At 71.2% G+C, this 26,700-nt stretch carries 21 protein-coding genes and 1 pseudogene; 7 read left to right on the plus strand and 15 right to left on the minus strand.

Annotated features, from left to right (window positions below; genetic code table 11):
- The 6 genes from D7X96_RS31545 to D7X96_RS31570 form a co-directional block, all read right to left on the minus strand.
- Positions 1 to 3,155 (minus strand): TAT-variant-translocated molybdopterin oxidoreductase (locus tag D7X96_RS31545; RefSeq protein WP_121771429.1); only part of this gene is annotated, 3,155 nt, incomplete at its 3' end.
- Positions 3,152 to 3,814 (minus strand): cytochrome c3 family protein, encoded by a 663-nt coding sequence (locus D7X96_RS31550; protein ID WP_120551258.1) that lies wholly within the window; start codon positions 3,812 to 3,814, stop codon positions 3,152 to 3,154. The genes D7X96_RS31550 and D7X96_RS31545, both read right to left, overlap by 4 nt.
- A 461-nt stretch (positions 3,815 to 4,275) precedes the next feature.
- Entirely contained in the window at positions 4,276 to 4,929 is a 654-nt protein-coding gene (gene pdeM, locus D7X96_RS31555; protein ID WP_121771430.1) for a ligase-associated DNA damage response endonuclease PdeM, read from the minus strand.
- A complete protein-coding gene (locus tag D7X96_RS31560; protein WP_121771431.1) occupies positions 4,899 to 7,454 on the minus strand; it encodes a ligase-associated DNA damage response DEXH box helicase in 2,556 nt (851 codons plus the stop codon). Before D7X96_RS31560 ends, pdeM begins: the two co-directional genes overlap by 31 nt.
- Positions 7,441 to 9,039, minus strand: coding sequence for an ATP-dependent DNA ligase (locus D7X96_RS31565; protein ID WP_121771432.1), 1,599 nt, complete (start codon positions 9,037 to 9,039; stop codon positions 7,441 to 7,443). The genes D7X96_RS31560 and D7X96_RS31565 overlap by 14 nt, the downstream gene beginning before the upstream one ends.
- A gap of 3 nt (positions 9,040 to 9,042) precedes the next feature.
- A complete protein-coding gene (locus D7X96_RS31570) occupies positions 9,043 to 10,065 on the minus strand; it encodes a ligase-associated DNA damage response exonuclease (protein ID WP_120551254.1) in 1,023 nt (340 codons plus the stop codon).
- Between the two features lie 201 nt (positions 10,066 to 10,266).
- On the opposite strand from D7X96_RS31570, the gene D7X96_RS31575 reads away from it, so the two are divergent.
- The 3 genes from D7X96_RS31575 (at position 10,267) to D7X96_RS31585 (ending at position 13,294) form a co-directional block, all read left to right on the plus strand.
- On the plus strand, positions 10,267 to 11,166 hold the full coding sequence (locus D7X96_RS31575) for an SH3 domain-containing protein (protein ID WP_121771433.1): 900 nt from the start codon (positions 10,267 to 10,269) through the stop codon (positions 11,164 to 11,166).
- A gap of 71 nt (positions 11,167 to 11,237) precedes the next feature.
- Positions 11,238 to 12,734, plus strand: a complete 1,497-nt coding sequence (locus tag D7X96_RS31580; RefSeq protein ID WP_121771434.1) for an anthranilate synthase component I family protein — start codon at positions 11,238 to 11,240, stop codon at positions 12,732 to 12,734.
- Complete coding sequence (locus D7X96_RS31585; protein ID WP_120551251.1) at positions 12,731 to 13,294, plus strand: anthranilate synthase component II; 564 nt, start codon at positions 12,731 to 12,733, stop codon at positions 13,292 to 13,294. Before D7X96_RS31580 ends, D7X96_RS31585 begins: the two co-directional genes overlap by 4 nt.
- A 7-nt stretch (positions 13,295 to 13,301) precedes the next feature.
- Here the strand turns inward: D7X96_RS31585 and D7X96_RS31590 are convergent, their stop codons facing one another.
- From D7X96_RS31590 to aroF, 8 genes are read right to left on the minus strand one after another with little or no spacing between them, the layout of a single operon-like run.
- Entirely contained in the window at positions 13,302 to 13,898 is a 597-nt protein-coding gene (locus D7X96_RS31590) for a histidine phosphatase family protein (RefSeq protein ID WP_120551250.1), read from the minus strand.
- Positions 13,899 to 13,912: 14 nt separating this feature from the next.
- Positions 13,913 to 14,464, minus strand: coding sequence for a GNAT family N-acetyltransferase (locus D7X96_RS31595; protein WP_121771435.1), 552 nt, complete (start codon positions 14,462 to 14,464; stop codon positions 13,913 to 13,915).
- A gap of 47 nt (positions 14,465 to 14,511) precedes the next feature.
- A complete protein-coding gene (gene trpA, locus D7X96_RS31600) occupies positions 14,512 to 15,303 on the minus strand; it encodes a tryptophan synthase subunit alpha (RefSeq protein ID WP_120551248.1) in 792 nt (263 codons plus the stop codon).
- Positions 15,300 to 16,505, minus strand: a complete 1,206-nt coding sequence (gene trpB, locus D7X96_RS31605) for a tryptophan synthase subunit beta (protein ID WP_121771436.1) — start codon at positions 16,503 to 16,505, stop codon at positions 15,300 to 15,302. Before trpB ends, trpA begins: the two co-directional genes overlap by 4 nt.
- An 11-nt stretch (positions 16,506 to 16,516) precedes the next feature.
- Entirely contained in the window at positions 16,517 to 17,149 is a 633-nt protein-coding gene (locus D7X96_RS31610; protein WP_120551246.1) for a phosphoribosylanthranilate isomerase, read from the minus strand.
- Positions 17,146 to 17,964, minus strand: coding sequence for an indole-3-glycerol phosphate synthase TrpC (locus D7X96_RS31615; protein ID WP_167510904.1), 819 nt, complete (start codon positions 17,962 to 17,964; stop codon positions 17,146 to 17,148). The genes D7X96_RS31610 and D7X96_RS31615 overlap by 4 nt, the downstream gene beginning before the upstream one ends.
- Positions 17,961 to 18,977, minus strand: coding sequence for an anthranilate phosphoribosyltransferase (trpD, locus tag D7X96_RS31620; protein ID WP_120551245.1), 1,017 nt, complete (start codon positions 18,975 to 18,977; stop codon positions 17,961 to 17,963). Before trpD ends, D7X96_RS31615 begins: the two co-directional genes overlap by 4 nt.
- 3 nt (positions 18,978 to 18,980) lie before the next feature.
- The gene (gene aroF, locus D7X96_RS31625) at positions 18,981 to 20,006 is read right to left on the minus strand and encodes a 3-deoxy-7-phosphoheptulonate synthase (RefSeq protein WP_121723520.1); all 1,026 of its coding nucleotides are present in this window, start codon (positions 20,004 to 20,006) and stop codon (positions 18,981 to 18,983) included.
- A gap of 188 nt (positions 20,007 to 20,194) precedes the next feature.
- Between aroF and D7X96_RS31630 the strand changes: the two genes are divergently transcribed.
- From D7X96_RS31630 to D7X96_RS31645, 4 genes are all read left to right on the plus strand, one after another.
- Complete coding sequence (locus tag D7X96_RS31630; protein ID WP_208647412.1) at positions 20,195 to 21,445, plus strand: NAD(P)/FAD-dependent oxidoreductase; 1,251 nt, start codon at positions 20,195 to 20,197, stop codon at positions 21,443 to 21,445.
- Positions 21,446 to 21,614: 169 nt separating this feature from the next.
- Positions 21,615 to 24,101, plus strand: a complete 2,487-nt coding sequence (locus D7X96_RS40540) for a S8 family peptidase (RefSeq protein ID WP_244219795.1) — start codon at positions 21,615 to 21,617, stop codon at positions 24,099 to 24,101.
- Positions 24,102 to 24,209: 108 nt separating this feature from the next.
- Positions 24,210 to 24,833 carry a CPBP family intramembrane glutamic endopeptidase gene (locus D7X96_RS31640; protein WP_244219796.1) on the plus strand — a complete coding sequence of 208 codons (624 nt, stop codon included), beginning with the start codon at positions 24,210 to 24,212 and terminating at the stop codon, positions 24,831 to 24,833.
- A gap of 14 nt (positions 24,834 to 24,847) precedes the next feature.
- Positions 24,848 to 25,864 carry a 2-dehydropantoate 2-reductase gene (locus D7X96_RS31645; RefSeq protein ID WP_121771438.1) on the plus strand — a complete coding sequence of 339 codons (1,017 nt, stop codon included), beginning with the start codon at positions 24,848 to 24,850 and terminating at the stop codon, positions 25,862 to 25,864.
- 105 nt (positions 25,865 to 25,969) lie between these two features.
- On the opposite strand, the pseudogene D7X96_RS31650 reads toward D7X96_RS31645, so the two are convergent.
- Positions 25,970 to 26,700 (minus strand): annotated as a pseudogene (locus D7X96_RS31650) (molecular chaperone HtpG); the annotation flags it as partial.

Raw genomic sequence — 26,700 nt, forward strand, 5'->3', positions numbered from 1 at the left:
GGGTTGCGCAGGCGGATGAGGTGGGCGGTGCGGGGGCGGGTGCCCAGCTCGTGCAGCAGCCGGTAGGCACGCTCGTCCTCGTGGAGCTGGGTGACGCGCTGAGCGGGGTCCGCCAGCGAGCCGAAGGCAATGGCCTGCGTGGGGCAGGTCTGCTGGCACGCCGTCTGGAGCTCCTTCTCCTGGATGAGGCGCTTCTCGACGCGGGCGTTGATGCGGACCCGCTCGATGCGCTGCACGCAGTAGGTGCACTTCTCCATGACGCCGCGGTTGCGCACCGTGACGTCCGGGTTCATCAGCATCTTCTCGGTCGGCGTCTTGCCCTGCGTGTAGTGCAGGTAGTTGAAGCGGCGGACCTTGTACGGGCAGTTGTTGGAGCAGTACCGCGTGCCGATGCAGCGGTTGTACACCATGTCGTTGAGGCCCTCGTCCGAGTGCACGGTGGCGTTCACCGGGCAGACGTACTCGCAGGGGGCCTTCTCGCAGTGCACGCACGCGACGGGCTGCATGACCATGGCGGGGTCGTTCTCATCGCCCTGGAAGTAGCGGTCGATGCGCAGCCAGTTCATCTCACGGCCGCGGCCCACCTGCTCCTTGCCGACGACGGGGATGTTGTTCTCCGCCTGGCACGCCACGACGCACGCGTTGCAGCCCGTGCAGCGCGACAGGTCGATGGACATGCCCCACTTGTAGCCCTCTTCCGGCTTGGTGGCGTACGGGAAGTCCGGCAGGTTGTTGCGCTTACCCAGCTCGTACTTCGCCTGGACGACCTCGAGCACGTGCTCGGTGGCCTTGGACGGGTGCTTGAGCTCACTGATGGCCATGTCGAGCGCCAGCGGGCGGCCCTCCATGCGCCAGTGGTACTGGGTGCGGGCGAACTTGTGGCTGCCGCGGACCTTGGTCAGCTTGGCGCCGCCGTCGAACCAGGGGGCGTTCACGCTGCGCAGCTGGTTGGCGTTGAAGCCGATGTCCTTGGCCACGACCTCGTGCAGGCCGGTGCGGCCGTAGCCCAGCGCCACGGTGACGGTGTCGTCCGCGTTGCCGGGGAGGATGGTGACGGGGACCTGCAGCTTGCGGCCGCCGTACTCCAGCTCCGCGACGTGGTTGTTCTCCAGGCCCAGCCGCTTGGCGGTGGCGGGGCTCAGGATGGCGGCGTTCTCCCAGACGATCTTCGTGATGGGGTCCGGCGTCTCCTGGAGCCACGCGTTGTTGGCGAAGCGGCCGTCCAGCACGCGGTAGTCGTGGACGAAGTTGATCTCCAGCTCACCGGCCGCGGGCGGCTGGTAGGCGGCGACCAGCTGCGAGGCGGCGCCCGTGTCCGGGGTGGCCGTCAGCGCGGCGGCGATGCTGCCGGGGACGACGCCCTCGGAGACCCAGGTCTCCCAGCGGGTCTCGAAGTCGGCGCGGCCGGCCTCGCCACCCTGCGCGGCCCAGTAGTCGCGCACCATCTGGTACGCGGGGCGGAAGGGCTCGTCGAGGAACAGCGCGAACAGCTCCATCTCCGGCACGCCGTTGAAGAGCGGCTGGATGAGGGGCTGCGCGATGCTGACGGTGCCGTCCACCGCGCGGCCGTCGCTCCAGGTCTCCAGCTGGTGCGCCAGGGGCACGAACCAGTCGGCGAACTTGGAGGTCTCGTCCTCGTAGTGGCCCGCGTACAGGACGGACAGCGCCTTGCGGTTGGCGTTCAGCTTGGGGTCGAGCGCCTCCGCCAGGCCCGCGTCCACCGGCAGGGCGTAGACGGGGTTGGTGGCGGTGATGACCAGCGTGTCCACCTTGCCGGCCTGGATGTCCGCGACCAGCGCGCGGATCTCCGCCAGGCCGGAGGCCTCCGGCGCGGCGGCCGGGACGACCTTCACGGTGGTGCCCACGTTGCCCAGCGCGGCGTTGATGGCCTGCGCCAGCGCGTGCACGGCGGCGGGCTGACGCTCACCGGCGATGACCACGGAGCGGCCGGCCTTGGACTTGAGGTCCTGGGCCACGGCCTGCACCCACGACTGGGTCTCCGGGCTCAGCGAGCCGGCCTTGCCGGAGGCGGCGGAGCCCAGGCTGGCGGCGGCGCCACCCACGGCCTGCGCCAGCGCGGCGGCGATGCCGAAGATCTCCGCGGACTTCACGCGCTTGCGGTGGTCCGCCATGCCGCCCGTGATGGACATGCGGGGCTCGGCCACGTACAGGCGGTTGAGCTCGCCGTTCTTCGGGTCGCGGCGGTCCGCGAACTGGCGGTTGAGGGCCAGGTTCTCCGGGCGGCTCTCCAGGAAGTCCGCGTCCAGGGAGACGATGATGTCCGCGCGGGTCAGGTCGTAGAGGGCCTGGACCGGCTGGCCGAACAGGGCGCGGTTCGCCTCGGCGGCGGCGGAGTCCGTGATGGACGAGAACGTGTGGAAGCGCGCGTTGGGCAGCTTCTTCTGGATGCGGCCCACCACGTCGCGCAGCGTCGGGGAGCTGATGGGCTCCGTGAGGAAGCGCAGGCGGCTGCCGCCGTCCGCCGCGGCCTTCTGGCTGACGAGGGTGGAGACGTCCTCGGCCAGCGCGCGCAGCGAGCGGGGGTTGTTGCCCTGGCGCAGCACGCGGGCGCGCTGCGGGTCATAGAGCGAGAGCAGGAACGCCTGCTCGAAGACGCCGGCAGCGCCCTGGTTGATGGGGTGCTGGGGGTTGCCTTCGATCTTCACCGGGCGGCCTTCGCGCGCGGTGATCAGCAGGCCGGAGGTGTGGCCTCCGAGCGTCATGCCGGACGCGTAGTGCAGGGGGTTGCCGGGGGTCACTTCCGGCGGCGTCTTCGTGTACGCCACCATCCGCTCATCCTGCGGACGGGTGCTGCACGCGGTGGCGCCGGCCAGGGCGAGCGACGCGCCCAAGAGCTGCATGAACTCGCGGCGGGCGAAGCCGGTGGGGGGAAGGTCCGCGCCGACGGGGAACTCCGGGCGGGTCTCCTCCAGGAACTCCGGCGTGGCGAGCTTCTCCTCCAGGCCGAGCCAGTACGTCTTGCCGTACCCGCTCTCACCCGCGACAGCGCGGGTGGAGGCGTGCTCGAGCGCTTCGGTCACGACGTCGTCGTGGGCGTGCGCGTGGGGGGCGGCCTCGTTGCGGCCCGAGACGACCGGGAGCGCGAAGGACGAGGGGGTTTCCTGCGCGGGCGCGCTGTCAGGCTTGGTGTTCATCGGTGGCATGTGGAGCAGCTCGTGCGCGAGTGAACGTCGTATTCCTTGGTGAGCTTCTCGGCGAGGGCCGAGGCTTCCGCCTTCTCCGTCGGAGGCGCCCAGGTCATGCTGGTGATGAACTCCGGGGGCCGGAGGTTGGGGCCGGGGTCGCGGTGGCAATCCAGGCACCAGCTCATCGTCAGCGGGGCGGCCTGCTCGATGGCGCCCATCTGATCCACGCGACCGTGGCAGGTGGCGCAGCCGACGCCCTTGCCCACGTGGATGGAGTGGTTGAAGTAGACGAAGTCCGGCAGGTTGTGGACGCGGACCCAGGGGATGGGCTGGTCAGCGAAGAACGCCTTGCGGACCTCGGTGAGGTACGGGCTCTTGTTCCACACCTGCGCGTGGCAGGACATGCACACGGTGGTGGAGGGAATGCCCGCCGACGGGGACTTCTCCACCGTCCAGTGGCAGTAGCGACAGTCGATCTGCTCGTCACCGGCGTGGTGCCGGTGGTCGAACTCGATGGGCTGTTCCACCGGGCGGGCCTGATTGGTCACGAGCGGCGAGCGCACGTAGGCCAGGAGGCCGCCGATGGCGATGGCGGGCACGGCGAGGAGCATCGCGGCCGACAGGCGCGACACCGTATTCGTCCAGCGTGGGAAGAGAGGGCCGCTCATACCAGGACCAGGGGCAAGGGGACTGAAGGCGACATGAAAGCAGGGGTGGACGCAGGAAAACCGTCCGGCGCGGAAGTCAGCGGGGCCGTCCCGGTCCCGGTGGACCGGGCGGGCGGTGGCTCCTGGCGCTCAGACGGCAAGGCAGTCACGTCCAACGAACCTCTAGGATGGTGCCGTGGGCGCGGGTCCCTCATGAACTTCCCGACCCAATGCGGCGCGGGACCATCATTCATGAGCACGGCAGTGTCAACCATTCTGTGGGGAGTGGGAATAAGGAGCGCTTAGCACCTTCCGGGGCGGTTGCGACAAGTTGTCCGCGAGCGGTGATGAATCCCGCTTCTGGCGATCGGAAGGGAGCTTTGCGCGAGGGGCCTCTTCCCTCTGGGGATCAATCCCTTTCAGGTGGCGCGCTACAGGGTGCGACGGTGCGCGCCACGCATGAAGCGGGGCTACTGATAGTGCTAGACCTCCACCACGGCGGTGCCGGCGACGGCGTAGACTCGGTCCTTCCTGCCCCGGCGCATGTCCATACCGCCGGTGAAGGCGCTGAACGCGGGCAGCACGCCCACGCCAGGGCCCAGGTGGAAGCAGGGCAGCCGCAGCCGGTCCGCCCCGCCCGACAGCCGCACCATGGGGTGCAGGTGCCCGGCCCAGACGTAGCGCCCGGCGGCCGGCTCCGGGTGGTGGGCGAAGCGGAACGGGCCTTCATCCAAGACCTCCGCGCGATCCTCCATCCTCCAGGAGGGCGGAAGGGTCCGCACGTGGCGATCGTGGTTGCCGCGTATCAGCACGACTTCTAGTGAAGCATGGGTTTCGCGCCAGGTATTCACGCGGCTGATGACGTCGCCGGTGAGCCCCTGCCGCGAGTGGACCAGGTCCCCCACCAACAGCAGGCGCCGGGCGCTGGTGGCGGTGAGGGCGGCGGAGAGCCGGGTCAGGTCGTCATCCAGGACCCCCAGGGGGAGGGGGATGCCGTGCTGCTGGAAGGACTCCGTCTTGCCCCAGTGCAGGTCGGCCACCGCGAGCACGCCGGCCTCGGGCCAGTGCAAGGCCCGTTCCGGTAGCAGCTCCACGTCCGCGTCCGCTACGCGGGTCTGGCATCGGCCTGGGACCATCGCTCCTTGAGGCGCTGCACGCGCTCCAGCAGGGATTCGTTGGACACGCTCGCGCTGATGCGCTCGACGACCAGGGGGAACCCCAGCGGCGAGGGCCGGTGGACGTGGACGACCTCGACGGGGTGCGCCTCCAGGCGTTCCAGGGTGCGCGTGAGCCGGCCCTGTTCGAACTGATGTTCCAGGACCTCGCGGCGCGCCTGGCGCAACAGGAGGTTGTCCGGGTCGTACTTCACGAAGACGTCATAGAGGAGGGCGGCGCTGGCCTGGACCTGGCGGGTGGATTTGCGCGCCCCGGGCAGGCCCGGCATCACGAGGCCGGCCACGCGCGCGATGTCCCGGAACTGCCGGCGCGCGAGCTCGCTCAGGTTCACGCTCTCCAGGATGTCCTCCACCAGGTGCTCGCGGGTGAAGAGGGCCGGGCGCAGGGCCTCGTCGAAGGGGAAGGGCGTGGGGGTGAGCAGCTCCAGGCCGTAGTCGTTCACGGACAGGCTGAAGGTGGCCTTCTGCAGGCGCGTGAGGCGCAGGGCGAGGAGCGCGGCCAGGCCCTCGTGCACGAGCCTTCCTTCGAAGGGATAGAGGAAGAGATGGTAGCCGTCCCGCGTGCGGCAGGTCTCCGCCAGACAGCCTGCGTCGCCGGGGATGCGCGACAGGCGGGCCTGGGCATCGAGGATGGGCCACGCGGCGGCGACCTCGTCCCGGGTGACGTCGCCCTGGCGCGCGGCCTCCAGCGTGCGGCGCATCGCGGACGCGAGCGAGGTGGACAGGGGCAGGCGGCTGCCACCCCAGCGCGGCGTCTGGGTGGCCTTGGCCTTCGCGGGCTTCACGTAGGCCGTCATGTCCTTGAAGCGGCTGAACTCCAGACGGCGCCCCGCGAAGAGGAAGGTGTCCCCGGGCTTGAGGCGGCTGACGTAGGACTCCTCCACCGTGCCCAGCGTGCCGCCGCTCCAGTAGCGCAGCTGCACGGACGCGTCCGAGGTGATGGTGCCGATGTTGAGCCGGTGCAGCCGGGCGAGGCGCGCGTCGGGCACGCGGAAGCGGCCGTCCACCTCCACGACGCGGCGGAACTCCGGGTAGGCGCGCAGCGTGGGGCCGCCTTCGCGCACCAGGGCGAGGGCCCAGTCGAACTCCTCGTCGGTGAGGGACGCGTAGCTCGTGGCGGTGCGGACCTCGTCGCGCAGGGCCTCGCGGGTGAAGCCTCCTCCCAGCGCGCACGTCACCAGGTGCTGGGCCAGCACGTCGAGCGGCTTGGACAGCGGCGTGCGCGGCTCCACCTCGCGCTGCGCGATGGCGTCGCGGGCGGCGGCCATCTCCACCAGTTCGAGCGCGTGCGTGGGGACGAAGAGGATGCGGCACGTGGCGCCGGGGCGGTGCGCGCTGCGGCCCGCGCGCTGGAGGGTGCGGCCGATGCCCTTGGGACTGCCTATCTGGATGACGCGCTCCACCGGGCCGAAGTCCACGCCCAGGTCCAGCGAGGACGTGCACACGACGAGGCGCAGGCTTCCGTCCTTGAGGCCTCCCTCCACGCGCTCGCGCTCCTCGCGGTCGATGGAGCCGTGGTGCAGCGCGAGCAGGTGCTCCCATTCCGGGCGCAGGAAGCGCAGGCCTTCGAACCAGCGCTCTGCTTGTGAACGCGTGTTGGTGAAGAGCAGCGTGGACTGCGTGGGGTCCAGCCACTCCGCCACGCGCGGCAGCATGGAGAAGCCCAGGTGCCCGGCCCACGGGAAGGTGTCGACTTCTTCCGGCAGTAGCGTCTCCACGTCCACCGGGCGCTGGAGGTCCGCGCTCACCAGCGTGGGCTTGCGGTCCGTGCCGACGACGGTGCGCGCGGCTTCGTCCAGGTTGGCGAGCGTGGCGGACAGCGCCCAGATGCGCAGGCCTGGAGCGAAGTGGCGCAGGCGGGCCAGGGCCAGCTCCACCTGGGTTCCCCGCTTGGAGGCGAGCAGTTCGTGCCATTCGTCCACGATGACGGCGCGCAGCGAGGCGAAGTTCTCCGCGGCCTGCTCCTGCGTCAGGAGGAGTGACAGCGATTCCGGCGTGGTGATGAGGACCTGCGGCAGGCGTTCGCGCTGTCTTTGACGCACGGAGGAGGACGTGTCGCCCGTGCGGCTCTCCACCTCCAGGTCCGCGTCCAGGGCCATCAGTGGTTCACGCAGGGCCTGCTCCACGTCACGCGACACGGCTCGCAGCGGCGTGAGGTAGAGGATTTGGAGGCCCTTCTCGTTGTGCTCCGCCGCGTCCGCCAGCGGACCGATGTAGGCCGCGTAGGTCTTTCCCGCGCCGGTGGGCACGTGGATGAGGCCGCTGGCTCCTCGTGCGTAGGCGGCCCAGGCCTCCTCCTGGAAGGCGTAGGGTTTCCAGTTCCTGGATGCGAACCATTGGCGCAGTTGCGCCAGGGGCGCGCCTTTGTATGGGGATGGGCTTCGGGGCGCGGGCCGCTTCGCTCGGGTCTTCCTGGGGGCTTCCCCCTGCTTCTCCGGCGCGTGCTTGCCGCGCATGTGATTGCGGCGCGGTCTAGTGGGCTGCATGGAGCAGCCCCTTGAGTGAATCGAGCGTGTCCGCGTCCTTCGCCGTCTTGTCCGCGCGCCAGCGGGCGATGCGCGGGAAGCGCAGGGCGATGCCCGACTTGTGGCGCGGCGACGGGGCGATGGCTTCGAAGTGCAGCTCAAACACCTGCTCCGGATCCACCGAGCGCACCGGGCCGAACTTCTCCCGCGTGTGGGCGCGGATCCACCGGTCCAGCCGGCCAATCTCCTCGTCGGTGAGGCCCGAGTAGGCCTTGGTCACCGGCAGCAGGTCCTCTCCGTTCCACACCGCGAACGTGTAGTCCGTGTAGAGCGACGAGCGCCGGCCGTGGCCCGGGTGCGCGTAGAGCAGCACCGCGTCCACCGTGTACGGGTCGATCTTCCACTTCCACCAGTCACCGCGCTTGCGGCCCGTCTGGTAGACGGAGTCGAGGCGCTTGAGCATCAGGCCTTCCACATTGCGCGTGCGCGACTCCTTGCGCAGCTCCGCCAGTTCCTCCCACGACTCCGCCGTCACCGAGGGCGAGATGGGGAAGCGTGGGTGGTCCTTGAGCAGGGCCTCGAGTCTTGCCCGGCGCTCGCGCAGGGGCAGCTCGCGCAGGTCCTTCCCGTCCTGCTCCAGCAGGTCGTAGACGATGAATGCCGCTGGGGACTCCGCGAGCACCTTGGGCGTGAGCTTCTGTCTGCCAATGCGGCGCTGGAGCCGGGCGAAGGGCAGGGGCGTGCCGTCCTCGTAGGCCATCACCTCGCCGTCGAGCACCGTGCCTTCGGGCAGGGCGCGGGAGGCCTCGGTGATTTCGGGGAAGCGTTCGGTGAGCAGCTCTTCACCACGGCTCCAAAGAAAGACATCGCCCTGGCGGCGGATGAGCTGGCCCCGGATGCCGTCCCACTTCCATTCGACGAGCCAGTCACTCAATTCACCCAGCGACTCCGCGGGCTGCTCCAATGGCGACGCGAGGTAGTAGGGATACGGGCGCGACACGTGCCCGTCCGACACGTCCGGTGCGACGAGCTGTTCGAAGAACGCCTTCGTCGGCGTCCAGGTGCCCATCAGCCGGTGCGCCACGCTGGGCGGCGGCAGGCCCGTGACCTGCGCGATGGCTCGCACCACCAGCGTGTTGGACACGCCCACTCGCAATTCGCCTGTGAGCATCTTGTTGAGGAGGAAGAGTTCGCGGCGGGGCATGGACTTCCACCAGCCCACCACGCGCTCGCGCTGCTCCGCCGCGTCCAGGCCTCGCAGGGGCAAGAGGCGCTCTTCCAGCCAGCGGGAGAGGGGCAGCTCCTCGGCGTGCTCGGGCGGGAGGTTCGCTCCGTCGAGCAAGAGGGCAATCACCTCCGCCAGGTCTCCCACCGACGCGTAGACCTCGTCGAAGAGCCAGTCCGGGACGCCCGTCAGCTCCATCGTCCAGCCCGCCAGCAGCTTCGACGTGAGCAGCCGCTTGAGCTTCTGACCCGTGAGGAAGAACAGGCCCCAGGCTGCGTCCTCCGGTGGCGCCGTGCGGAAGTAGCGCGCCATCGCATCCACCTTCGCGTTGGTGGAGGTCGTCTGGTCGAGCGTGTCGTACAGGTCGGCCAGGGCTCGCACGCGTCAGTCCTCCGCTTCGCCTTCGAAGGGCGTCGCGAGCGGCGAGGCATCCACGCCCCGCTCCCGCAGGTAGTGAGACAGCGGGTCGGTGTAGCCGTGCGTGACGAGCACCTTCTCCGCCTGCGTGTCCGCCACCGTGCGCAGCAGGTCCGGCCAGTCCGCGTGGTCGGAGAGCACGAAGCCCCGGTCGTAGCCCCGGCGGCGGCGGTTGCCTCGCACGCGCATCCACCCGGACGCGAAGCCCGTCTCCGCTTCGCCGAAGCGGCGCATCCACGTGGATCCGGCCGCGCTCGGCGGCGCCAGCACCAGTGCGCCCGCGAAGGACGTGCCCTTCTCCGTCTCCGACACCAGCTGCGTGGGCAGCATGGCGATGCCTGCCTCGCGGTACGCGGTGACGAGCCCGTTCACCGCGCCGTGCACGTAGGCCGGCCGGTCCGTGAGCCTGCCCAGCTCCGCCAACAGGCGCTGCGCCTTGCCCAGCGCGTAGCAGAAGAGCACCGCGGAGCGGCCCGCCTCGCGGTTCGCGTCCCACCAGCGCAGGATGTCCTGGGCCACGAGGCCCGTGTCATCCCAGCGGTAGATGGGCAGACCGAACGTGGCCTCCGTGATGAAGGTGTGGCAGCGCACCACTTCGAAGGGCGCGCACGTGGGGTCCGGCGTGCGCTTGTAGTCGCCGGAGATGACCCAGACCTCGCCCCGGTGCTCGACGCGGATCTGCGCGCTGCCCAGCACGTGGCCCGCGGGGTGGAAGCTCACGGTGGTGTCGCCGACCTTCAGCGGCTCGCCGTACTCCAGCGTGTCGATGACCGCGTCCGTGCCCAGCCGGCGCTGGAGCAGACCCAATCCGGGGCGTGCTCCCAGGTAGCGCTTGCTGCCGCTCCGGGCGTGGTCGCCGTGCGCGTGCGTGACGAGCGCCCGTTCCACCGGACGCCACGGGTCGATGTGGAAGTTCCCCGCCTGGCAGTACAGCCCCTGTGGCGTCACGGAAACCAGCGGCGTTCGTTCCTGGTGGGTCGCGGTGGCCACGGTTCCCTAGAGGTAACGAGACCTTGGGACAGGGGCCACCCACGGCCCAGCCTCCCCCGGCGCTCCGCTGACAAGGGGGCGGGCGTCCGTGCGGGCCCTGCTTGCGATCCAAACGACGAAGCCAGGGACCGGAGGGCCCCTTGGATGGTGGGCGTGGACGGGGGATAAACCCGGCAACCTCCACTTCCGGACCCTTTCGTGATGCTGACGCCCGCGCTCCTCCTGTCCCTCACCCTGGCGCAGTCCACCCCGGCTCCGGACGCGGTGCTCGAATACAGCTCCCCGCTGACGGAGGAGAGAGCGCCGGATCCGGAAGGCTTTTCGTTCACCGCCTTCACGGCGGGCCAGACGCTCTACCTTGGCGTGGACGAGGCGAACCTGCGCGCGAGCGCGGCGGCGGACGCGGGCGTGGTGCAGACGCTGATGCTGGGCACGCCCGTGAAGGTGCTGAAGGTGGGGGCTCGCGCGAAGGTCGGAGAGTACATCAACACCTGGTACCAGGTGTCCGTCGTGGACGCGAAGGCCGCGCCTGTCACCGGTTGGGTCTTCGGCAACACGCTCACGCCGTTCCGCTTCGAGGCCGACCTGGACGGGGACGGCGAGCTGGAAGTGGCCACGGTGGTGATGAGCAACGAGTTCAAGGCGCGCGTGCGCGTGCTGGAGCCGAACGTGAAGCCGCCGCGCCGGGTGAGCAGCGTGGACGTGGCGGTGGCGTCCACGGACTACGGCGGCGGGCTGGGCGGGCCGGTGACGGTGACGCTGGTCCCCGCGTCGCAGGCGGGCGTGACGCTGCTTCAGCTGGACTCCTCGCCGGAGCGCTGTGGCGACTTCGTCACGTCCTATGTGAGCTACACCGGATCCAATGGGAAGCCGGGCGTGCTGGGCAAGGCGAAGCTGGCGCTGGAGCTGGGCGGGCTGATGGACCCTCCGAACGAGAGCACGTTCACGGTCTCCTTCCAGCCAGCCGCGAAGCGGGCGCTGGTGGTGCGCACCAGTGTCGAGGAAGAGGAAGAAGGCAAGCCGCGGAAGGTTACGGAGCGCGAGGTCTATCAGTGGAAGGACGGCGTGTTCGCCCAGGCGAAACCCGTCGCGAAGCCGTAGGTGCAGGGCCCGGAAGGCCGGGCACCCGGGCGCCCCTCCGGGTGATGGAAGAGGGGTCAGGGCAATCGACCATGGATGCGCAGGAGCGGAAGGCAGCCTACCGGCAGCGCGCGGAGGCGGGACAGGCGGTGCCGGTGACGGTGGAGTTGCCGGCGGACCTGGACACGCCGCTGTCGGCATACCTGAAGCTGGGCAGTGGAAGCCGCGGCTTCATCCTCGAGTCGTGCTACGGCGGCGAGCGCTTCGGGCGCTACAGCCACGTGGGCGTGAACCCGGCGGGCCGCGTGCGGCTGGACCGGGACGGGCTCACGTTGTGGCGTGGCTCGCACGAGGAGCGGCGCGAGGGCCGGCCGCTGGACGTGCTGCGCACGCTGTGGCGTGAGCTGTCCGTGGCGACGCTGCCGGGCGAGGCGCCCTTCCTGGGCGGGCTCGTGGGCTACCTGGGCTACAACGCCACGTCGTGGTTCGAGCCGAGCGTGCCGGACCGCCACCCGCGTGACACGGGCTTCCCGGACTCCGAGTGGCTCATCGCGGAGGACTTCGTCACCCACGACACGCGCACCCAGACGCTCAAGGCCATCGCGATTGCCCGGCCCGCGCTGCACGGCAGCGTCGCGGCGGCGCTGAAGGACGCGGAGGCGCGCGCGGAAGGAATGGCGGAGCGGCTGCGCCGGCCGCTGCCGCCGGAGGCCTACGCGGCCGCCCCCGCGCAGAAGAACGCGCCGGCCCCCGTCGCGTGCTGGGACCGCGAGGGCTACGCGCGCGCGGTGGACAAGGTGAAGGAGTACGTGCGCGCGGGCGACTGCTTCCAGGCGGTGCTCGCGCGCAGGTTCGAGGCGCAGGGCGCCATCCCGCCGCTATCTCTCTACCGGGCGCTGCGGCGGGTGAACCCCTCGCCGTACCTGTTCCTGGTGGATCTGGGCGAGGCGCGCGCGCTGGTGGGCGCGTCGCCGGAGCTGCTGGTGCAGGTGCGCGACGGGGACGTGGTGGTGCGGCCCATCGCGGGCACTCGGCGCCGGGGCGGCTCCGAGGCCGAGGACCAGGCGCTGGAGAAGGAGCTGCTCGCGGACGAGAAGGAGCGCGCCGAGCACATCATGCTGGTGGACCTGGGGCGCAACGACGTGGGCCGCGTGGCCGCGCCGGGCACGGTGCGCATCGAGGACCTGATGATCATCGAGCGCTACAGCCACGTGATGCACATCGTGTCCCAGGTGCGCGGCAAGCTGGACACGACGCGCTTCGACGCGCTGGACGCGCTGGCGAGCACCTTCCCCGCGGGCACCGTGTCCGGGGCGCCGAAGATTCGCGCGATGCAGATCATCGACGAATTGGAGCCCATGCGGCGCGGGCCCTATGCCGGCGCGGTGGGCTACCTGTCCTTCTGCGGCACGCTGGACGTGGCCATCGCGCTGCGCACCTTCTTCGTGGACGGCGACCGCACGATGTGGACCGCTGGCGCGGGGCTGGTGGCGGACTCGGACCCCATGAAGGAAGCGGACGAGACGGAGGCGAAGGCGGGCGCCATGGCCGCCGCGCTGCGCCTGGCTCGCGAAGGAGGTGGGCGGTGATCCTCGTCATCGACAACTACGACTCGTTCACCTTCAACCTGGTGCAGCTGCTCTACACGCTGGGCGCGGAGGTGAAGGTGGTGCGCAACGACGCGCTGGACGTCGCGGGCATCGCGGCGTCGGGGGCGTCCCACCTGGTGGTGTCCCCGGGGCCGTGCACGCCGCACGAGGCCGGGGTGAGCGTGGCGGCCATCTCCCAGTCGCGCGTGCCGGTGCTGGGCGTGTGCCTGGGCCACCAGTCCATTGGCGCGGCGTTCGGCGGGCAGGTGGTGCGCGCGCCGGAGCCGGTGCACGGCAAGGCGGCCCACATCCGCCATGAAGGCACCGGCGTCTTCACCGGCGTGCGGCAGGGCTTCCAGGCGGCGCGCTACCACTCGCTGGTGGTGGCGGCGGACTCCATGCCCGCGGAGCTGGAGGCCACGGCGTGGAGCCAGGATGGCCTGGTGATGGCGCTGCGCCACCGCACGCGTCCGGTGGTGGGCCTGCAGTTCCATCCGGAGAGCGTGCTGACGCCGGAGGGCCCGTCGCTGGTGAAGAACTTCCTGGAGGGGAAGCTGTAGCGGGCCTTCAGTCCTTCAGGTGCGTGGTGTCGTTCCAGCTCACGAGGACCGGCTGCTGTCCGCCGGCCTCGGAGCCCAGCACGCTCAGGGACGCGGTGCCCAGGTGGAACAGCCTGCCTCCGTCCGGGGGCAGGCCCAGCCAGCGCGCGGCGAGGATGCGCAGCATGTGCCCGTGCGAGAAGAGGAGCACGTCGTCCTGGAGCGCTCGCGCCTCCGCGATGATGCGGTCCGCGCGGGCGCCCACCTCCTCCAGCGTCTCGCCGTTGGGGACGCCGTCCTTCCACAGCGTCCAGCCCGGGCGCGTGGTGCGGATGTCCGCGCCGGTGCGGCCCTCGTAGTCGCCGTAGTTGACCTCCATGAGGTCGTCCTTCTTCTGCGCCACGTCGCCGTAGCCCGCGAGCACGCACGTCTCCAGGGCGCGCGTCAGCGGGCTGGTCCACACGGCGGCGAAGCGCCACTTGCCCAGCGGCGCTCGGAGCCGCTCCGCCATCTGACGGCCCTCCTCCAGCAGCGGGAGGTCCGTGCGGCCGGTGTGCTGGCTGCTGCGGCTCCACTCCGTCTCACCGTGACGGACGAGGACCAGCTGGGGCGCGCGAGAGTTCATGGCGCCAATCTGTACTACCGCTTGCGTGTCCGCCACTCCTCTCGGCTCTGGCCCCAGATCTCCACCTCGTGGTCGTTGTAGGGCGCCGGCAGCATTCCCATGCGCAGGAGGCGCGAGCCCAGCCGGCGGGCCACCTGCTTCGAGGGCTCGTTCGGCGGGGAGATGGAGTGGATGACCTCCGTCCACCCGAGGTGGTCGAAGGCCCAGTCGATGGTGGCCGCCGCGCCCTCCGTCGCGTAGCCCTTGCCCCACGCGTCGCGCGACAGGCCCCAGCCCACCTCCGGGCCCGGCCAGTCCGCGGGCTGCCAGGGGCCCAGCCGGCCCACCCACTTGCCGGTGGCCTTCTCGAACACGGAGAACATCGCGAAGCCCTGGAGCACCCAGGAGCCGGCCATGGCGCAGACGGCGCGCCACACGTTGGAGCGGGGCTGGAGGCCGCCGATGTAACGCGCGGTCTCCTCGTCCGCCATCATGGCCACGAAGCCGTCCAGGTCCTGGAGGGTGGGCGGACGCAGGATGAGGCGCGGCGTTTCGAGGGTGGGCCCCAGGGTTGGCTGGCTTTGCATGTCCGGTCTCCTGGCGCCGGCGACGTGCCGGCGCGCGGAGCCGAACCTTAGCGCTTCAGGCCGCGCTTGATGTCCGCGCAGAGCTGCTTCGCGGCGGCCGGGCCGTCCGAGTGGGCGGCCTTCACAATCGCGCTGCCCACCACGACGCCGTCCGCGTGGGCCACCAGCGGCCGGGCGGTGTCCGCGTTGGAGATGCCGAAGCCCGCCACCACCGGCACGGACGCGGCGCGCTTCACCAGGTCCAGCCGCTGCGACAGGTCCGGCGGCAGCTCCGCGCGCATGCCGGTGACGCCCGCCACGGACACGCAATAGACGAAGCCTCGCGCGTCCTTCGCGATGGCCTCCGCGCGCGCGGGCGGCGTGGTGGGCGCGCACAGGGGCACCAGGTCCACGCCCTCCTTGTCGAACGCGGCGCGGATGCCCGCGCTCTCCTCCGGCGGCAGGTCCGGGAGGATGGTGCCCGAGATGCCCCGCTCGCGCGCGAGCTTCGCGTAGCGCTCCTCACCCATGGCCATGATGACGTTGACGTACGTCATGATGACCAGCGGCGTCTCCGGGCAGCGGCGGCGCACCTCCGGGACGACTTCGTCCAGCACGCGGCGCAGGGTGGCGCCGGCCTTCAGCGCGCGCTCGGAGGCGGCCTGGATGACGGGGCCGTCCGCGATGGGGTCGCTGAACGCCACGCCAATCTCCAGCACGTCCGCGCCGCCCTCCACCATCGCGGCGAACACGTCCACGGACTTCGGCAGGTCCGGGTCACCCGCCATCGCGTACGCCACCAGCGCGCCTTCTCCGCGCGCCTTCGCCTTCGCGAACGCCTTGCCCAATTCCGTGCTCATGACTTCACCCCCGTCGCCGGCGGCACGCCTCGCGCCGAGATGGTCGCCACGTCCTTGTCGCCCCGGCCCGAGCAGTTGATGACCAGGTGCTTGCCCTTGCCCAGGTCGCGGGCCAGCGAGCGCGCCGCCGCGAACGCGTGCGATGTCTCCAGCGCGGGGAGGATGCCCTCCGTGCGCGCGACCTCGTAGAAGGCGGAGAGCGCGTCGTCGTCCGTCGCGGTGCGCACCTCCATGCGCCCCGTCTTCGCCAGGTGCGCCAGCTCCGGCCCCACGCCCGGGTAGTCCAGGCCGGCGGAGATGCTGTGCGCCTCTTGAATCTGGCCGTGCTCGTCCTGGAGCACCAGCGAGCGCGAGCCGTGCAGCACGCCCTCCGTGCCCAGCGTCAGCGACGCGCCGTGCTGGCCGGAGTCCAGGCCGTGGCCCGCGGCCTCCACGCCCACGAGCCGCACCGCCGTGTCCGGGATGAACGGATGCAGCGCGCCGATGGCGTTCGAGCCGCCGCCCACGCACGCGATGATGGCGTCCGGCAGCCGGCCCAGGGTGGCCATCGTCTGGGCGCGGATCTCGCGGCCGATGACGGATTGGAAGTCGCGCACGATGGTGGGGTAGGGGTGCGGGCCCGCCGCGCTGCCGATGACGTAGTAGGTGTCCTGCACCTGCGACACCCAGACGCGCATGGCTTCGTTCATCGCGTCCTTGAGCGTGCGCGAGCCGGACTCCACCGGCCGCACCACCGCGCCCAGCGCGCGCATGCGGAAGACGTTGAGCGCCTGGCGCTCCACGTCCAGCGCGCCCATGAACACCTCGCAGGGCAGGCCGAAGAGCGCGCACGCGGTGGCGGTGGCCACGCCGTGCTGGCCCGCGCCCGTCTCCGCGATGATGCGCTTCTTGCCCATGCGCCGGGCGAGCAGCACCTGGCCCACGGTGTTGTTGATCTTGTGCGCGCCCGTGTGCGCCAGGTCCTCGCGCTTGAGCCACACGTTCGCGCCGCCCCAGGACTCCGTGAGGCGGTGCGCGGGCGTCAGCGTGGTGGGGCGGCCCACGTACTCACGCAGCACGCGCGTGACCTCTTCTCCGAAGGACGCGTCCGCTTGCGCCTTCGCGTAGGCCTCTTCCAGCTCCAGCAGCGCCGGGACCAGGGTCTCCGGCACATAGCGTCCGCCGTAACGGCCGAAGCGGCCCACGGCAGTGTCCGTCGTCATGGCTCGACTCCTCAGAGGTTGAGGGACCGGACCGTGCGCACGAAGGCGCGCACCGCGTCCAGGTCCTTGATGCCAGGGGAGGACTCCACCCCGCTGGCCACGTCCACACCGTAGGGCCGGGTGGCCTTCACGGCCTCGGCCACGTTGGAGGGCTTGAGGCCGCCCGCCACCAGCACGGGCAGTCCGCAGTCCGCCAGCTCCTTCACCAGCGACCAGTCGAAGGTGACGCCGCCGCCGCCGTAGCCCGGGGCCGCGCCGTCCAACAGCAGCCCCGCCACGTCGCCCGCGCCCACGTAGCTCCGGGCCTTCGCCACGTCGTCCGGCCCGCGCACGCGCAGCGCCTTGATGACGGGCACGCCGTAGCCGGAGCAGGCCTCGGGGGGCTCGTCGCCGTGGAGCTGCACGGCGGTGAGGCCGCACTCGCGCACGCGCACGCGGATGTCCTCCGGCTTCGCGTTGACGAACACGCCCACCATCGCGGCCAACGGAGGCCGCGTGCGCCCGAGCTCCGCGGCCGTGGACAGCTCCACGAAGCGGGGGGAGGCCGGATGGAAGTTGAGCCCCATGGCGTCCGCGCCCGCGGCCCACACGCCCTTCGCGTCCGCGACGCGCGTCACGCCGCAGACCTTCACGAGGACGTTCATGTCCCGCCGCCTTCCAGGCCCAAAAGCCGTCGCAGGGCGCGGCCGGGGTCGGCGTCCCGCAGGAGGGATTCGCCCACGAGCACGGCGTTGGCGCCCGCGTCGCGCGCGGCGGTGAGGTCCGCGAGGTTCTTGAGGCCGCTCTCCGCCACCAGGGCGGTGGACCGGGAGCGCAGCGCGGGCATCACCCGGAGCGCGGTGCCGGTGTCCGTCTTCAGCGTGGCGAGGTTGCGGTTGTTGAGGCCGATGATGCTCGCGCCCGCGGCGAGCGCGCGTTCGGCGTGCGCCTCCGTGTGGGCCTCCACGAGCGCGGCCACGCCCACCTGCTTCGCGGCGGAGATCATCTCCCGGAGCTCCGAGTCCCCGAGCGCATCCGCGATGAGCAGCACCGCGTCCGCGCCCCAGGCCGCGCTCTCCTCCACCTCGCTGGCGGCGACGAGGAAGTCCTTGCGCAGCACGGGGATGGAGACGGCGGCCCGGACCGCGACCAGGTCCTCCAGGCTGCCGCCGAAGTCCGGCCCGTCGGTGAGCACGCTGATGGCGCACGCGCCCGCGGCCTCATAGGAGCGGGCCACCGCGACCACGTCCGCGTGAGGGAACGCGCCGCCGGAGGGGCTCTTGCGCTTCACCTCCGCGATGACGTTGACCGGATGTCCGAGCACGCGCCGCACCAGCGCCTGCGCGAAGTCCCGCGCCGGGGGATGCGCGCCGTGCGTGGGAGGAGGGCGCGTGCCCAGCTCCCGGCGCTTGCGCGCCATGATGACGTCCAGCGTGCCCGGCGCGTCCACCGGCTTCGCGGCTGACGAGGAGGTCGTCATGCCGCGACCCTCTGGATGAGCGCCGCGAGCTTGCGTTCGGCGGCCCCGGAGTCGATGGCGTGCTCGGCCCGCTTCACGCCTTCCTTCAGGGTGTCCACCATTCCGACGATGAGCAGCGCGGCGGCCGCGTTGAGCAGCACCGCCGTGCGCACGCCGTCGCGCTCTCCCGCGAGCAGCGCGCGCAGGCGCTTCGCGTTCTCCTCCGCGTCGCCTCCCGCGATGGACTCGCGCGGCACGGTGGACAGACCCGCGTCCTCCGGCGTCACGGTGAAGCGGCGCACGGTGCCGTCCGCGCACAGCTCCGCGACCTCCGTGGGCGCGCAGGGGGAAATCTCATCCAGCCCGTCGTGCCCGTGCACCACCCAGGCGCGCCGGCTGCCCAGCCGCCCCAGCACCCGCGCGGTCTGCTCCACGCGCTGCCGGTCGAACGTGCCCAGGAGCTGGTAGCGCGCCCCCGCCGGGTTCGTCAGCGGCCCCAGCAGGTTGAACACGCTGTGGAAGCCCAGGTCCCTGCGCGCCTGCGCCACGTGCCTCAGGGCACTGTGGTGCGAGGGCGCGAAGAGGAAGCCCACCCCGTGTTCGTCGATGTCGCGCGCCACCTGCGCGTGCGCCCGCTCCATGGACACGCCCAGTGCCGCCAGCACGTCCGCGCTGCCGCAGCGGCTGGAGACCGCGCGGTTGCCGTGCTTGGCCACCGTCGCCCCCGCCCCGGCGGCCACGAAGGCCACCGCGGTGGAGATGTTGAAGGTGTGCGCCCCATCACCCCCCGTGCCGCAGGTGTCGAGCACCACCTCCGCCTGGGGAGCAATCTTCGCCGCGCAGGCCCGCATGGCCTCCGCCGCGCCGAGGATTTCGTCCTCGGTCTCGCCCTTCATGCGCAGCGCGGCCGCCAGCGCGCCCACCTGCGCGGCGGATGCCTCGCCCGCGAGCATCTGGCCCATGACAGAGGCCATCTCCTCGCGGGAGAGGTCGCGCCGGCTCACCACCCTGCCCAGCGCTTCCTTGAGCGTCATGGTCTATCCCAGCCTGACCATTTCGCGTCCCATCGCGGCGGCGATGGCACGCACCTCGCCCATGGCCTTCTCGAACTCGGAGAAGTCCAGCGACTGGAAGCCGTCCGACTTCGCGCGCGGCGGATCCGGGTGCACCTCCACGATGAGGCCATCCGCGCCCGCGGCGACCGCGGCCCGCATCATCGCGGGGACGGCCTTGCGCACGCCGATGCCGTGCGACGGGTCCACGAACACCGGCAGGTGCGTGAGCGCCTTCAGCATGGGCACCGCGTTCAAATCCAGCGTGTTGCGCGTCATGTTCTCGAACGTGCGGATGCCCCGCTCGCAGAGGATGACCTGGGTGTTGCCGCGCGCGACGATGTACTCGGCCGCCATCAAGAGTTCCTTGATGGTCGCGCTGATGCCGCGCTTGAGCAGCACGGGCTTGCGCGTCTCGCCCACCGCCTCCAGCAGGCTGAAGTTCTGCATGTTGCGCGCGCCCACCTGGAGGATGTCGGTGTGGTCCGCGACGGCGGCCAGCGTCGCCGTGTCCTTCACCTCCGTCGTCACCAGCAGGCCCGTCTCCTTGCGCGCCTCCGCCAGCAGCGCCAGGCCGTCGCCCTTGAGGCCCTGGAACTCATAGGGGCTGGTGCGGGGCTTGAACGCGCCGCCGCGCAGCATGGTGGCGCCCGCCTTCTTCACCGCCTGGGCGGTGGAGATGATCTGCTCGCGCGACTCCACGGAGCAGGGGCCCGCGATGACGTGGATGGCCGCGCCACCGAGCGTGAGGTCGCCCACGCGCACCTGGCTGTCCTCCGCCTTCACCTCGCGGCTGACCAGCTTGAACGGCTGGGAGATGGGGATGGCGTCCGCGACGCCGGGCAGCACGCGGAAGGGCTCCGGCTCCACCGCGCCGGGGTTGCCGGTGATGCCGATGGCGGTGCGTGAGCCCCCTGGGATCGCATGCGGATGCCAGCCGCGGCGGCGGATCTCATCGTTCACTCGCTCGATGTCCTGGGCCGTCGCGTCGGGGCGCATCACGATCAACATGGGGGTACTCCTGCTCTTTCTCTCCAAAGGACACGCGGGCGGATGCCCGCGTGGGTGTGCCTGGAGCATCGTGCACGGCAAAACCTTTGCCGTAACTGTCGGATGCCCGCAACCGAACCAGAGTCTCGCTTGCACGTCTTGGCGTTATCAAGCCAGGGTCCGCACGCTCGCTGGACGGGAGGCGGACCATGGCGAAGCGGCCCGGGGTCATCGTGGTGGGTGGGGGGCTCGCGGGCCTGGCGTGCGCGACGGCGCTGCTGGAGGCGCGCGTGGATGCCCACGTGCTGGAAGCAGGGGACGCACCGGGTGGAAGAGTGCGCACCGACTCGCACGAGGGGTTCCTCCTGGACCGGGGCTTCCAGGTGTACCTCACGGCCTACCCGGAAGGACGGCGGGTGCTGGACCTCAAGGCCCTGTCGCTCCAACGCTTCATCCCAGGCGCGAAGGTGTGGCGGGGTGGGCGGCTGCACACGCTGGCGGACCCGCTGCGGCATCCCGTCACGGCGGTGTCACATCTGTTCGACGCGCCGGGTGGGTTGGCGGACAAGCTGCGCGTGCTGGAGCTGCGGCAGCACGCCACGTCCGGGGAGCTGGGGGACCTGTGGCAGCGGCCCCAGCAGGCGTCGCGGCGCTTCCTGGGCGACCTGGGCTTCTCCGAGGAGATGGTCGACGCGTTCTTCACGCCCTTCCTTGGCGGCATCTTCCTGGAGCGCGGGCTGACGACGTCCAGCCGGATGCTGGAGTTCGTGTTCCGGATGTTCGCGACGGGTTACGCGGCCGTCCCCGAGCAGGGGATGGGCGCCATCCCGGCGCAGCTGGCGGAGAAGCTGCCGTCGGGCGCGCTGCGGATGCGCGTGCGCGTGGAGGAGGCGTGGGGGCACCGCGTGCGCCTGCCGGGCGGGGAGATGCTGCACGCGGACGCCGTCGTGGTGGCGACGGATCCGCACAGCGCGGCGTCGCTGCTCGTGGGCATGCCGGCGCCGGGGATGAACCGCGTGACGTGCCTGTACTTCGCGGCGCCGGAGCCGCCGGTGGAGGGGCCCTGGCTCGTGCTCGACGGCGAGGGGCGGGGGCCCGTGAACAACGTGGCGGTGATGAGCGAGGTCTCCGCCGCGTACGCGCCGAAGGGCCAGGCGCTGGTGTCCGTGTCGGTGGTGGATGACGCGGGCGGCGCGGACTCGCTGGAGGCGCGCGTGCGTGCGCAGCTGACGGAGTGGTTCGGCCCGGCGGTGTCCGCGTGGCGCCACCTGCGCACGTATGCCATTCCGCACGCGCTGCCCGCGCAGCCGCCGTCCGCGCTGGTGGAGCCGCACCGGCCCGTGCGGCTGGCCGCGGGGCTCTACGTGTGCGGTGACCACCGCGAGAACGCCTCCATCGACGGAGCGCTCGCGTCCGGGCGCCGCGCGGCGCAAGCCGTGTTGCAGGACCTGGGGCGATAGTCCTCCCGGCTGCCCGTGAAGCAGCGCGTTGCCTCCCAGGCAACATGCGGCACCCGTGTGGGATGAAATGGAGAAGGGGACCAGCCAGCCGGGCCCTGGAGCGCTGGACGCGTTGCCCGCAGCGGACCTAGGGTCGGACGCACACACTCGCTCTTCAAGGAATCCGTTCATGCTCCGTCGCCTTGCCCTCCTGGGATTGCTCGGTCTCGCGGCCTGTCCCGGCGACAACAAAGACGATGACGACGACACCGACACGACTTCGACCAAGGGGACCGTGACGGGCACCCTGCAGCCGTTCCAGGCTGGCTCCGCCGGTGCGAACGCCGGGTCGTCGCTGGATGCGTTCTTCTCCCTGCCCGGCGCGAAGGACCTGTCCCAGAAGGTCTCCAGCGCGCTGGCGGCGCGGGGCGTGTGGCGCACGGGCATCCCGTCCAAGCCGCTGTCGCACAACGCGTCGCTGCTGCCGGGTGAGATCATCATCCACTTCGACACGCCGAACCTGTCCGCGGAAGAGGCCGTCGCGCAGGCGCGCGTCGCGGGCTACCACGTCGTGCACCAGGCCTTCCTGAGCGAGACGCAGCACCTGCTGCGCTACGAGGTGAGCCAGCCGCAGGCGATGTCCGGCGGCGCGCCCAACGTGCGCGCGCTGACGGAGGCGGAGCACGTGCGCGTGCTGCAGGCCGTGCAGGCGGTGCCGGGCGTGCAGAACGCGGAGAGCAACCTGCGCGTGCGCGCGCTCAACGTGCCGAATGATCCGCTCTACGCGCGGCAGTGGCACTACAAGAACATGAACCTGCCGGCGGCCTGGGACCTGGGCACGGGCAGTGAGTCCATCGTCGTGGCGGTGCTGGACACGGGCATCACGGTCCATCCGGACCTGAACTCGCGCGTGCTGCCCGGCGTGGACCTCATCTCCAGCATCGCCAACGCGGGCGACGGCGACGGCGTGGATGCGGACCCCACGGACAACGGCAAGGACCTGCCCAACGGCGGCTCGTCGTACCACGGCACGCACGTGGCGGGGACCATCGGCGCCTCGTCCAACAACGGCGTGGGCGTGGCGGGGGTCACCTGGTCCGGGCGCAACATCCTGCCGGTGCGCGTGCTGGGCACGCAGGGCGGCTCGCTGGCGGACATCATCGCGGGCATCACCTGGGCCAGCGGCGGCACCGTGCCCGGCGTGCGCGTGAACACCACGCCCGCGAAGGTCATCAACATGAGCCTGGGCGGCAACGGCTCCGCGTCCGCGGAGATGCAGACCGCCATCAACGCGGCCAACACGCGCGGCGCCATCCTGGTGGTGGCGGCGGGCAACGAGAACGAGAACACCTCCTCCAGCTTCCCGTGCAACCAGCAGAACGTCATCTGCGTGGGCGCGGTGCGCTTCAACGGCAAGCGCGCCAGCTACTCCAACTACGGCTCGCAGGTGGACGTGATGGCCACCGGCGGCCAGACGAGCGAGGACCGCAACGGCGACGCCTTCCCGGACGGCGTGCTGTCCACGCTGCCCAACAGCAGCAACCAGCCTTCGTATGAGTGGTACCAGGGCACCAGCATGGCCACCCCGCACGTGGCGGGCATCGTGGCGCTGATGCTGGCGCAGGCGGAAGCGAAGGGAGAAAAACTTACGACGGCGGACGTGGAGGCCATCCTGAAGGACACCGCGGACACGACCAGCCAGTGCTCCGAGGGCTGCGGCGCGGGCCTGGTGGACGCGTACGCCGCCGTGCTGCGCGCCAAGGGCGGCGGGGACCCGACGCTGCCCCCGAAGCTGGCCATCAGCACCACGCAGCTGTCCTTCACCGGCTCGGCGTCGCAGGCGCTGTCGGTGCGCAACAACGGCGGCGGCACGCTGCAGGTGAGCGTGGCCGTCTCCGGCACCAACGCCTCCGCGGTGTCCGTCTCCAGCACGTCGCTGTCGATTCCCGCGTACAAGTCCGCGGCGCTGAACGTGAGCGTCACCCCGGGCTCGCTGGCGGCGGGCAGCTACGTGGCGCAGATCGACCTGACCGGCGCGTCCGGTGCGGGCAACGCGCAGGTGCTGGTGAAGTTCCGCGTGGGCGCCACGGATGAGAAGGACGCGGTCATCGCGTTCGCGTACCTGGACGCCGCGGGCGAGGTGCAGATCGACGACGACGGCATCGGCACGGTGTCCGGCACCAACGGGTACAACTACAGCGCGAAGATCACCCCGCGTGACTACCTGGTGCTGGCGTCCATCGACGACACCGGCGAAGGGGACTTCTTCGACGACGGCGACCGCGTGGGCTTCTGGCGCGACACCACCCAGGTGGAGACCGTGACGGTCACCAAGGGCAAGACGACCAGCGGCGTCAGCTTCACGCTGGTGCCGTACCAGTCGGACGAAGACCACACGCCCACGTCGACCATTGGCGGCGCCTGCACCACCAACGGCGCGTGCGGCACGGACGGCCTGTGCCTCACCGGCACCAGCTTCCCGGGCGGCTACTGCACCCAGGATTGCGTGACGGACAGCTGCCCGTCGGGCTCTGCCTGCTACAGCAACGACCGGGGCGCCACCGCCTACTGCTTCGCGTCCTGCACGCCGTCGAGCAGCAACCCGCAGGGGACGTGCCGCACGGGCTACCGCTGCGTCAGCGACAGCGCGGGCAGCGGCGCGTGCCTCCCGCAGTGACGTGAAGCGCTCCGCCGGCGGTGCACGCGTGAACGTGCCCGCCGGCGTCCATCGCGCCGGGGTACGCTGCCGCGCGCGATGACTGCTTCCCCCGTTGGACCGCCGCCCGTGCGTGACGCGGCCCTGCCGTTCTGGCGGGCCGTGGCCGTGGGCGGTGTGCTGGCCTGGACGGCGCTGGTGCACGTGCATCCGCCGCGCTTCTTCGCCGTCGCTTCCGTCTTCTGCGCCGTGTGGCTCGCGGTGACGTGGCGGGCGATGGGCCCCTGGCGCAGGCCGCCTCCCTCCCTGTCCTTGCCGGATACCGCGTGGGGCGTGGCCCAAGCGGTGGTGCTGTACGCGGGCGCTCGGGCCTTCCTGTGGGCCTTCTGTGGAGGCTTCACCGACGCGCTCTGCGGGCCGCTGCAATCCATCTATTCGACGTTCGGCACGGGGTCGCCAGGCATGGCGCTGGCCCTGGTGCTGCTGCTCGTCCCGGCGGAGGAGCTGTTCTGGCGCGGATGGGTGCAGGGTGCGCTGCGTTCCTGGCTGGGGCGGTGGGGCGCCGTCGCCGGGTCCGCGGTGCTGTCGAGCGCCGTGCTGCTGGGCTTCGGTGAGCCGCTGCTGGCGCTGGCCGCGCTGCCCACGTCGCTGGCCTGGGGCGCGCTGGCCGAGTGGCGCCGCACGCCCCTGGCATCCTGGGTGAGCCATGCGCTGTGGGACGTGCTCATCGTCGTGGTGTGGCCCGCGACGTGACACGATGCGCGCCCATGGCTTCGACCCCTGAGCTCTGCATCTTCGGCGCGGGCAGCATCGGCTGTTACGTGGGAGGGCGGCTCGCCGCGACGGGCGCGACGGTGCGCTTCATTGGACGCGAGCGGGTGGTGGCGGAGGTGCGCGCGCATGGCCTGCGCCTGACGGACTGGCAGGGCGCGGACCTGAAGGTGAACGTGGCGGATGTGCGCATCGACACGGAGCCGGACGCGCTGGCCACGGCGGACCTGGTGCTCGTCACGGTGAAGTCCGCGGCGACGGAGGAGGCGGGGCGGACGCTCGCGGCGCGGCTCAAGCCCGGGGCCATCGTCATCAGCTTCCAGAACGGGCTTCACAACGCGGAGGTGCTGCGCGGCCTGCTGCCCGGCCGCACGGTGCTCACGGGGATGGTGCCCTTCAACGTCGCGGCGCAGGGGCAGGGGCACTTTCACGCGGGTTCGGAGGGCACGCTGGAGGTGGAGCGGCACGCCGTGCTCGCGCCGTTCGTGGAGGCCTTCAGCCGCGCGGGGCTGCCGCTGAAGCAGCACGCGGACATCGTCGCGGTGCAGTGGGCGAAGCTGCTGTTCAACCTGAACAACGCGCTCAACGCGCTGGCGGACCTGCCGCTGAAGGAGGAGTTGTCCCAGCGCGCGTGGCGGCGGTGCCTGGCGCTCGCGCAGGGCGAGGCGCTGGCGGTGCTGCGACGTGCCGGGGTGAAGCCCGCGAAGCTGACGCCGCTGCCGCCGGGATGGATTCCCCTGCTGCTGGCCGCTCCGGACGCGGTGTTCGGCGTGCTGGCGAAGAAGATGCTCGCCATCGATCCGAAGGCCCGCTCGTCCATGTGGGACGACCTGCACGCGGGCCGCAAGACGGAGGTGGACTACCTCAACGGCGAGGTCGTCCGCCTGGGCCAGCAACACGGCGTGTCCACGCCGGTGAACGCACGGCTCGTGGCGCTCATCCGTGAGGCCGAGGGCGGCAACCGCCGCGCGTGGACCGGAGAGGCGCTGCTCGCGGACCTGAAGCAGGCTTGAAGTCCGCGAAAGCGCGTGGCGGGTCTTGTGACCCGCGCACTCGCGGCCGCTTCATCGACCCAGGCGTAGCGGGTGCATCGCTCCCGCCACGCCATGGGCCGTCACTCAGCTGGACTGCGTCTGCGTCTGCGCCGTCGTCGCGGCGGGCGGCGGCACCTGGGCGGCCGGGATGCCGTTGCCCGCGCCCGAGGCCACCTGCGTGAGCAGCGCCGTCATGCGGCGGGCGAAGCGGTTCGGGTCGCTCAGCGGGCTTCCTTCCGTGAGCAGCGCCTGGTCGTGGAGCAGCTCAATCCACTCGCCCACCTGCGGCGAGGACGGATTGCTCGCGAGCAGGCCGCGCAGGTGCTCGATGACCGGGTGCTTGGGGTTGACCTCCAGGATGCGCTTGATGCGCGGCATCCCCTTGCCGCGCTCCTTGAGCAGGCGCTCCAGGTAGGCCGGCGTGCCGCCCTCCGACACCACCAGGCACACCGGCGAGTCCGTGAGCCGGTCCGACACGCGCACCTCGCGCACGTCCTCCTTCAGCACGTCCTTCATCTTCTCCGTCAGGCCCTTGAGCCCCTCGGACACCTGCTCCTTCGCCTTCTTCTCCTCCTCCGTGGACTGGAGCTTCAGGTCCGCGTTGAGCGCGGACACCAGCTGCTTGCCCTGGAACTCGCGCAGGCCCTGCGCGGCCCACTCGTCCACCGGGTCCGTCATGAAGAGCACCTCGTAGCCGCGCTGCTTCAGCGCCTCCAGGTGCGGGCTGTCCGCCACCGCCTTCCGGCTCTCGCCGTAGACGTAATAGATGGCCTCCTGGCCCTCCTTCATGCGGCCCACGTAGTCCGCCAGCGACG

Source organism: Corallococcus interemptor (genome assembly GCF_003668875.1).
Lineage (GTDB): Bacteria > Myxococcota > Myxococcia > Myxococcales > Myxococcaceae > Corallococcus > Corallococcus interemptor.